General features: G+C 69.9%; 6 protein-coding genes. 4 read left to right on the top strand and 2 right to left on the bottom strand.

Going from position 1 to position 8984, the window contains the following annotated elements; genetic code table 11:
• Positions 1 to 124 precede the first annotated feature (124 nt).
• Both B8460_RS10490 and B8460_RS10485 read right to left on the bottom strand, forming a co-directional pair.
• On the bottom strand, positions 125 to 400 hold the full coding sequence (locus tag B8460_RS10490; RefSeq protein WP_148360520.1) for a hypothetical protein: 276 nt from the start codon (positions 398 to 400) through the stop codon (positions 125 to 127).
• Positions 375 to 3674 carry a type ISP restriction/modification enzyme gene (locus tag B8460_RS10485; protein WP_048861548.1) on the bottom strand — a complete coding sequence of 1100 codons (3300 nt, stop codon included), beginning with the start codon at positions 3672 to 3674 and terminating at the stop codon, positions 375 to 377. The genes B8460_RS10490 and B8460_RS10485 overlap by 26 nt, the downstream gene beginning before the upstream one ends.
• A 124-nt stretch (positions 3675 to 3798) precedes the next feature.
• Here B8460_RS10485 and B8460_RS10480 point away from each other — a divergent pair, with 124 nt between their 5' ends.
• The 4 genes from B8460_RS10480 to B8460_RS10465 form a co-directional block, all read left to right on the top strand.
• Positions 3799 to 4722 carry an ABC transporter substrate-binding protein gene (locus B8460_RS10480; RefSeq protein ID WP_241771167.1) on the top strand — a complete coding sequence of 308 codons (924 nt, stop codon included), beginning with the start codon at positions 3799 to 3801 and terminating at the stop codon, positions 4720 to 4722.
• Between the two features lie 13 nt (positions 4723 to 4735).
• Complete coding sequence (locus B8460_RS23695) at positions 4736 to 6289, top strand: amino acid ABC transporter permease/ATP-binding protein (RefSeq protein WP_048861547.1); 1554 nt, start codon at positions 4736 to 4738, stop codon at positions 6287 to 6289.
• A gap of 48 nt (positions 6290 to 6337) precedes the next feature.
• Positions 6338 to 7402, top strand: coding sequence for an acetamidase/formamidase family protein (locus tag B8460_RS10470; protein WP_048861546.1), 1065 nt, complete (start codon positions 6338 to 6340; stop codon positions 7400 to 7402).
• A 266-nt stretch (positions 7403 to 7668) separates the two neighbouring features.
• Positions 7669 to 8984 (top strand): DEAD/DEAH box helicase (locus B8460_RS10465; RefSeq protein ID WP_048861545.1); only part of this gene is annotated, 1316 nt, incomplete at its 3' end.

Raw genomic sequence — 8984 nt, 5'->3', positions numbered from 1 at the left:
GGCGGGCGGGCCGGTGGAGACCGAAACGGCGCGGTGAAACGTTACCGAGGGGTAAAAGCCAGGCTCTGGGGCATCCGACCGGGCGCCGGCCGCTATCCAGCCGTGGGAACAGTGGGCGATCGCGTCAGGCGTATGGAACGACCCGTAGACGGTCCATCTCCTGCATGAAGGCGTCGCGCAACGCGGCGCGCTCGTCCTCGGGCAGCCAGTTGCTCATCTGGCGCATCAGCAGGACGTTGACCCGCGTCTCCTGCGCGCTCCAGGGCGGCGTCGTGGCCGCCGCGCGCGCCTGATCGAGGATGGCATGCAGACGGCGGCGAATCACCGCCAGATCGGGGGCGGCCGGCGCGACGGCAGCGGCGTGGCCGAAGAAATCAGGCTGGGCTGGGTGGATTGGCATTGGGCGAGGTTACGGGCGGCGCGTCCGATTCTCCAGACCCGGGCAGGCCGAGCGTCTCGCAGGTCAGCGGGGCGACCAGCGCGCGTGCCAGCACCGTGTCGGCCGCATCGAACCAGTGCAGCAGCTCTTCGATCCGCCATGCGACATCGAGGATGCCGCGCATCAGGGCGGCATCCAGCGCCTCGCCGCGTCGGGCCGCGAGCCAGCGCGGCAGCACCCGATAGCCGCTGACGGCGAACTCCCAGACCCGCTGCGGCAGCGCGGTCAGGCGGAGCGACTGATCGTCCTGCAGCGCGACCGTCCCGGACCCGCGTCCGTCCTGCTGGAAGGTGCCGGCGGCGCCGAGGGTGACGCCGGAGGCGCGGCCGTCCAGCCGGGCGGAATGGAAGTCCGCCGCCGGCTTGCGGGCGAATGTTTCGAGCGCGCGGATTTCGGCGCCGATCCGTGCGGCATCCGCGAAGGTCGCGGCGTCGGCGGGGAAGGGGACGCGGGCAAACGTCTCCTCCAGGTCCCACGCGAAACGCTGTGTATAGCTGGTGGCGGACAGCAGCGCGGCGATGGCGTCGAATGCCTCCTGTGGCGTGACCGCGTGGCCATAGGCGGCGGCAAGCCCGGCCAGCAGGGCGGGGACGACGTTGCTCGCCGCATCGCCGTGGCGCCGGTCCCAGAGCGGGAAGGCATAGCCGCCATAGCTGCCGCGGAAGGCGTGATAGTCGGGCAGCAGGCCGTGCACCCAGACGGCCGGCCCGGCGCCGGTGCCGGAGGGAAGCACAAACAAGGCAAGGTTTTTGCTCCCCCAGGCGTTGCGCAAGGCTGGCCTGGGCCGATCGACGGCTCGATCGGCGTAGATCAGGAACCGGCGATCTAATGGCCGATACGAAGCAGCAACAATCTCTTGTTCCATCAGGTCTGTTGCAAACGCCGTCGAGGCCGATCTCGCCGCGGTCTCGTGGAACGCTTCCTTACGTTCTTCGGCCGCCAGAGATGACACTAAAGCCCACCGAGCCAACAACCCTGACGAATTGAAACCGTAAGCAAACTCATCTCTCTTGGTCTGGACTCCAGAATGTTTGAACGCGAACCCTGCCGAAATGTCCGGCCAATCCAGGCCCGCGAAGGGTATCGGTGCGAAGTCATCAAGATCTGAACGATCAACCTCGACAAAGTCTATTTTGTCTGGGCAAGAGATTGCTGTCTCCAGAAATTGGCATTTGGCGCGAGCTGTGAAAGCGCCGACGCGCCATACGTCGGCGTAGCGTATGCGAGCCTCTGTCTCTGCTGGACGCGCTGTCTGTGGCGCGATCGCGAGCAGGATGCAGACGCCTGCCTGGATCGCGAAGACGTTCTCATCCTCCGCGATGCCCGCCGGGCGCGCGCCGCGACTGTCGCCGCGCAGGTCGATGATATCGATCCGTTCAAAACGCTGGCGCAGCATCCGGCGCAGGCCGGCATAGGGATGCCCGGCGAGGAACGTGCGGTTGGTGATCAGGCACAGCACGCCGCGCCCGCTCGCGCCATCGCTCTCGAACAGTTTCCAGATGCACCAGCGCCAGAAGGCGATGTAGAGGTCGGGGAACGTGTTGAGTTCGCCGCCCCAGCCGGCGCGGCGCACCGGGTCCTTCAGGTCGTCCCAGAAACCGTTCGTCCAGCCGCCGACGATCCCGGCTTCCTCGCCCTCGCCCAGACGGCGATAGGGCGGGTTGCCGATGATGGCGATGATCTCCGTCTCGCGTTTCAGCGTGTCCGCCGCCTGACGTTCGTCCACCATGGGCGCGTCGAGGAAGCCGAGGCGGGACTGGACGTGATGCGCGCCGGCGGCGGGTGTCAGCGTGTCCGCCAGATAGATCGGCAGGCGTCCGCGCGGCTTGGCGCCGTCGCTGTTCGACACCGCGCGCAGCAGACGGTAATGCGCCACCGTGTAGGGGCCGACCAGCAGCTCGAACCCGTGCAGCCGCGATGCGAGCGCCGTCGCGGCGGGCGCGACCATCGCCGCACCCTGTGTTTCGCGCACGCGCGCCATGCCGGCATCAAGGGCGGCGACGAGAAACGTGCCGGTGCCGCACGCCGGATCGAGCAGCAGCACATCGGGGTCGGCGATTCCGTCGGTGCCCAGCGTGTCGCGCAGCGCGCGGTCGGTCGCGGCCACCATGTAGCGGACGACGGGCACGGGCGTGAAAAATACGCCGTGGCGGCGGCGGGCCTCCGGGTCGAAGGCGCCGAGGAAGTCCTCGTAGAAATACAGGATCGGGTCAACGCCGCCGCGCGTGGCGAGCAGGGACGTATCGATGCAATCGACGCTGTCACGCAGCACGTCGAACGCGACGCCGAGCGTATCGATAATCTCATCCTGCGTCAGCGCCCGCAGCGTCGCGCGCAGCAGCGGATAGGTGCCGTCCCCGAGATGCTTATAGGCATTCTGATCGGTCGGCGGTGGTACCGCCGGGCTGTCGCCGCCGCCCCTGGCTGCCTTGCGCGAGGCCGCTTCGGCGGCGGCCTCGCGGGCGAGCAGCAGGCCGAAGACAAGCGTCTGGGCAAAGGCGCCGGCGAACAGTTCGTTTTCGTCGCTTTCGTCGTAACCGCCGCGCGCGGGATGCGCGAACAGCGTCTCGCGAAACACCGCCCGCACGTCGGCCAGCGCGGCCGGCGGCCCGGCGCGGCAGGCGTCGAGCACCACGGCGCGCGTGAGACGGGCCGCGCGGGCGAGCAGCGCCGCGATCTCGGCCGCTGTTTTCGGTGACACGGGCTGCGCCATCGCGAGGGCGTCGAGGATGGTCAGGAGCGGTGCGGGGTCGTGGCGCCGTATCAGCCGCTCGGCCCGCGCGTCGTCGGTCCCGGGATCGAGCGCGACGGCCGGCAGCACCACGGCCTCGGCCTCGCATGCGTCGTAGCGATACAGGTGGATCGTATGGAAATTGCAGTAGGCCCAGACGGGAAGTTCGCAGAAGCGGCGGAACTGGTCGCGGTCGTGACCACGCAGGCGGCGGGGATCGAGCTGGGCGGCCGTCGCCTTCAGTTCGATGAATGCCCGCGCCGGCTGGCCCGGTCGGGCGAAGGCGAGGTCCGGCCGGCCCACCCCGGGCCGTTCGTATTCCGCCAGAATGCGAGGGGCCAAAGCCCGATCCGACAGGAGGTGTTCGAGCAGCCCGTGGAATCGCGGCGTCAGAAGGCGTTCCGGTCCCGACCCGTCGCCGGCCCGCGCGGGATTGGCCGCCTGATCGCGGCGGGCGGATCGTGCGAACTCGATGAGCAGGGTGCGGGTCGTATCTTCTGGCATGGTGCGTGGGTATCGTTATGTCAGGCCGTGTCATCGGGCGGAAGCCGCCCGCCCTGGCATGACCGTTGCATCGCGCCTGTCCGGCTCACATAGCGGTGGCCTTACAGGAGCGACGGACGTGAAGATGGTGAACATGGCGGGGGGCCGTGCGCGTGCGCGTGGCCTCTTTCTGCGTGCGGCGTGGCTCGGCTGCGTCGCGATCGGGCTATGCGTGATCGCGCAGGCGATGCCGGCGCGGGCGGAGGGATTCGGCGAGCTGGGGTCGTCGGCGGCGTGCAAGGCGCTCCGGGCGAAATATCCGGACCTCGTCGGCAAGACGCTGGTCGACGCGGTCAATCCGCACACGCCCGGCTATGAGGCGCTCGATCCGAATGATCCGAGCAAGTATATCGGCTTCGACATCGACCTCGCCGAGGCGTTCGGCGACTGCCTCGGGTTCAAGCTGACGTACAAGGCGGTGACGTTTGCCGCCCTGCTGACCACGCTGTCGAGCGGTCAGGCCGACATCGTGATCTCCGACATCTACGCCACCAGCGAGCGGGCGAAGGCGGCGGACTTCATCACCTATTCCAAGGTGTTCGACGGCGTGCTGGTCGAGAAGGGCAATCCGAAGGGCATCACCGGCATCAACGCGTCGATGTGCGGCACGACGGCGGCGGAGAACACGGGCTTCGTCGAGGTGCCGCTGGTGCAGGATCTCGCCAAGCCCTGCGAGGCCGCGGGCAAGAAGGCGCCGATGCTGCAGCTGTATGACAACAACGCCGACTGCATCCAGGCGATCCTGGCCGGGCGCGCGGACACCTATATCAACGACGTCAACACCGTCGATCAGGCGGTCAAGGCCTATCCCGACAAGCTCGCCAAGGCGACGGCGGTGACGTTGCCGTACTCCATCGGCATCGCCGTGCCGAAGGACAAGCCGGCGTTCCGCGACGCCATCATGGCCGCGCTGATCGTGGTGCAGAAGGAAGGGCTGGAGACCAAGCTGCTGAAGAAGTGGTCGCTCGACGCGGGGTCGATCGAGGAGCCGAAACTGATCACGAAGTAACCGCCGCCGACCGATGGAACTGTTCGCTCACTACATCAGCCTGCCCTATCTGCTCTATGGCATCGTCGTCACCTTGCAGGTGACGGGCCTGGGGCTGCTGGGCGGGCTGATGCTGGGCACGGTGCTGGCGTCGATGCAGCTCGGCCGGTCGCCTCTGCTGGCCGGGCTCGCACGTGCCTACACGGTGATTTTCCGCGGCACGCCGCTGATTTTGCAGCTCGTGTTCGTGTATGACGCGCTGCCCCATGTCGGCATCAAGCTGGGTGCCATCCTGGCGGCGGGCGTCGCGCTGTCGGCCAACGAGGCGCCGTTCATCGCGGAAATCCTGCGTTCGGGCGTGCGCGGCGTCGATCCGGGGCAGGTGCTGGCGGGGCAGGCGCTGGGCATGACGCCGTGGGTGCTGATGCGGCGGGTGATCGCGCCGCAGGCGATCCGCGTGATGGTGCCGGCGCTGGGCAACGAGGCGGTCTCCGCGCTGAAGAACTCGTCGCTCGCGTCGGTGATCGCGGTGCAGGAGCTGACGTTGCGGAGCACGCAGCTCGCGTCGTCCACGTTCGACTTCTTTTCGATCTTCTTCGCCTCCGGCGTGATGTACCTGGCGCTGACCGGCGCCATCAGCGGCTTGCAGCTCGTCGCCGAGGCGCTGCTTGATCTCGACCGCTCCGCGGCGCGGCGGCTGCGCGCGGGCGGGGTGACGGCGGAGGTGCCCGCGGGGGTATCGGCGGAGGTGCCCGCGCTGCCGCAGGCGCGGCCCGATCGCGGCGCGCGCGACGCGGCGCTCGCCGGCGGGGCGGCGGCCGTGGAGGTGATCGCGCTGCACAAGACATACGGCACGCAGCCGGTGTTGCGCGGGCTCGACATGACGGTGCGCGCGGGCGAGGTGGTGGCACTGCTGGGGCGCAGCGGATCGGGCAAGAGCACGCTGCTCCGCTGCATCAACCACCTGGAATCCTGGGACAGCGGGCTGGTGCGCGTGGGCGGCCGCAGCCTCGGCTACGACGCGCGCGGGCGGGTGCTGCCGGCGCGGGCGGTGGCGCGCGAGCGGGCGGATATCGGCGTCGGCATGGTGTTCCAGCATTTCAACCTGTTCGCGCATCTGACCGCGCTGGAGAACGTCGCCGGGCCGCTGCGCTGGGTGCACGGCATGCCGGCGGCACAGGCCGCGGCGCGGGCGCACGAGTTGCTGGCGCGCGTCGGCCTGTCGCACCGCGCGCATGCGCTGCCGCGGCACCTGTCGGGCGGGCAGCAGCAGCGCGTGGCGATCGCGCGGGCGCTGGCGCCGAGTCCGACGGTGCTGCTGCTCGACGAGCCGACATCCGCGCTCGATCCCGAGCTGGTGGAGGAGGTGCTGGACGTGATCCGCAGGCTTGCGGTGGAGGAGCGGCTGACGATGATCATCTCTACGCATCAGCTCCGCTTCGCACGCGAGGTGGCGGACCGTATCGTCTTCCTCAGCGACGGCGTGGTGACCGAGGAGGGACGCGCGGAGGACGTGCTGACGCGCCCGCGCCATCCGCTGACGGCGCGCTTCCTGCGCGTGATGGGCGCCGAGGCGCCCGCGGCCTAAAGCACGGCGGCATAAGACACGGCGGCACAAGGGACGACGGGGGAACCGATGGGTTTGCTGGACGAGGGGCGCACGCCGCACGGCGGCGCGCTGCATGATCTGCGCGCGACGCCGGCGACGGTGCACTGGGGCTATTTCAGCGCGAGCCTCGCGCCCGCGCTGCGCGTCGCGAGCGGCGACATCATCCGCGCGGAGGCGGTGACGCATCACGCGGGCGACGCGCCGGAGCTGATGATGGACGACGGCGTGCGCGCGATCTTCGACGGCGTGCCGGTGGAGGACCGCAATCCGGGCGTGCACATCATGACCGGCCCCATCCATGTCGAGGGCGCGCGGCCGGGCGACATGCTGGAGGTGCGCTACCTGCAGATGACGCCGCGGCTGCGCTACGGCTCCAACCTCGCCGCAAACTGGGGGCATCTGTACCGCGAGTTCGACGAGCGGGAGCGGGTGACGATCTACAAGGTGGACGAGGGCAGCCAGACCGCGACCGCCGCCTTCGCCTATGATTTCCCCGGCAAATACACGACACCCGGCACGATCACCCATGCGCGCGACTGCTGCCGCGTGCCGGCGCTGCCGGGCGTGCGCATCCCCGTGCGCCCGCATCTCGGCACCGCGGGCGTCGCGCCGGACGTGGCGGGGCGCGTCAGCTCCATCCCGCCGGGCGCGCATGGCGGCAACATCGACAACTGGCGCATCGGCGCCGGGGCCACCATGTTCTATCCGGTGCAGGTGGACGGCGCGCTGTTCTCGATCGGCGATCCGCACATCTCGCAGGGCGACGGCGAGATCAGCGGCACCGCGATCGAGGCGTCGCTGGACGTGGTGTTCCAGGTGTTCGTGCGGCGGGACTTCGCCTTCCCCTCGCCGCTGCTGCGCACGCCGCGCCACTGGATGACGCACGGGTTCGACGAGGATCTGAACCAGGCGATGCGCAACGCGAGCCTGGAGATGCTGCGCCTGTTGACCGAACAGCACGGGCTGTCGCGTGACGACGCCTATTCGCTGATGAGTGTGGCCGCCGATTTCGCGGTGACGCAGGTGGTGGACGGGCGGCAGGGGGTGCACGCGCGCATCTGCCACGCGGTGTTCCCGCCGAAGGAGGGATAAGGGGCCGGCCGGCGGGTTATTCCGCACTGCACCATTGACAGCGGGGAGCGGGCGGGGCATATCCCGCCGCGAACGGTCGCGCCGGAGTGGCGCGTGATCGGGGCTGCGCGATGGGCCTTTCCGGCTCTGCCCCCGTCTTCAAGCGTTCATCCTCCCGGCATCCCTGTCTCGCGGGGCGTCCTTTCAGTCGGCTCCCAAGGCCTGCGCCCCCGTGCGCGCGCCGTGGGGCAGCCGCCTTCACGTCTGCCTGAAAGGCAACTGATCCTTTGACGAACTTTTCCGACTTCGGCCTTGCCGCGCCCCTCCTGCGCGCGCTCGACGCCGAGGGCTACACCACGCCGACCCCGATCCAGGCGCAGGCGATCCCGCCCGCGCTGACGGGTCGCGACATCCTGGGCATCGCCCAGACCGGCACCGGCAAGACCGCCGCCTTCGCCCTGCCGATCCTGCATCGCCTCGCCGCCGGCGCCCGCGCGCCGCGGCCCAATACCTGCCGCGCCCTGATCCTGAGCCCGACGCGCGAGCTGGCCGGCCAGATCCAGGAAAGCTTCCGCACCTACGGCGCCGGCATGCGCCTGTCTTCCACCGTCGTGTTCGGCGGCGTGCCGCTCGGCAAGCAGGAGCGGGTGATGGCCCGCGGCGTGGACGTGCTGGTGGCGACGCCGGGCCGTCTGCTCGACCTGATCGGCCGGCGCGCGGTGAACCTGCGCGAGACCGAGATCCTGGTGCTCGACGAGGCCGACCAGATGCTCGACCTCGGCTTCATCGAGCCGCTGCGGCGGATCGCGGCGATGCTGCCGGCGCAGCGTCAGACGCTGTTCTTCTCCGCCACCATGCCGGACGCGATCGCGCGTCTGGGTGACGCGTTCCTGAGCGATCCGGTGCGCGTCGCCGTCGCCCCCGTCGCCACCACCGCCGAACGGGTGGAACAGCGCGTCATCCACGTCGCCGGCGCGGCGAAGCAGGGGACGCTGGAGACGGTGCTGCGCGATCCGGCGATCACCCGCACGCTGGTGTTCGCCCGCACCAAGCACGGTGCCGACCGCGTGGTGAAGAATCTCGGCATCGCGGGGATCGCCGCCGACGCGATCCACGGCAACAAGTCGCAGAGCCAGCGCGAGCGGGCGCTGCTGGCGTTCAAGCGCGGGCATTGCCGTGTGCTGGTCGCGACCGATATCGCGGCGCGCGGGATCGACGTGGACGGCGTGAGCCATGTCATCAACTTCGACCTGCCGAACGTGCCGGAGAGCTATGTCCACCGTATCGGCCGCACCGCGCGCGCCGGCGCCGACGGCATCGCCCTGTCCTTCTGCGCGCCGGAGGAGCGGTCGTTCCTGCGCGACATCGAGCGGCTGACACGCCAGCGCGTGCCGGTCCTCAGCCTGCCGCATGATGCCGGACCGCTCGACCTCGCGAGCCTGCCGGTCGAGACGCCGGCCCCGCTGCCGGAGCCGGGCCCGCGTGGTGCCGGCGCGCCGGGCGGTGGGGCGCCGGGCGGCAATCCGGGCCGCAACCAGCGCCGCAACCAGCTTCGCCGCCGTCCCAACGGCGGCCAGGGCCACGGCGCCGGCGGCGGTGCCAC

It is taken from the genome of Acidisphaera rubrifaciens HS-AP3 (assembly GCF_000964365.1).
Classification (GTDB): domain Bacteria; phylum Pseudomonadota; class Alphaproteobacteria; order Acetobacterales; family Acetobacteraceae; genus Acidisphaera; species Acidisphaera rubrifaciens.
The sequence above is the reverse complement of the archived record's forward strand: the minus strand, read 5'-3'. Positions and strand labels throughout refer to the sequence as shown.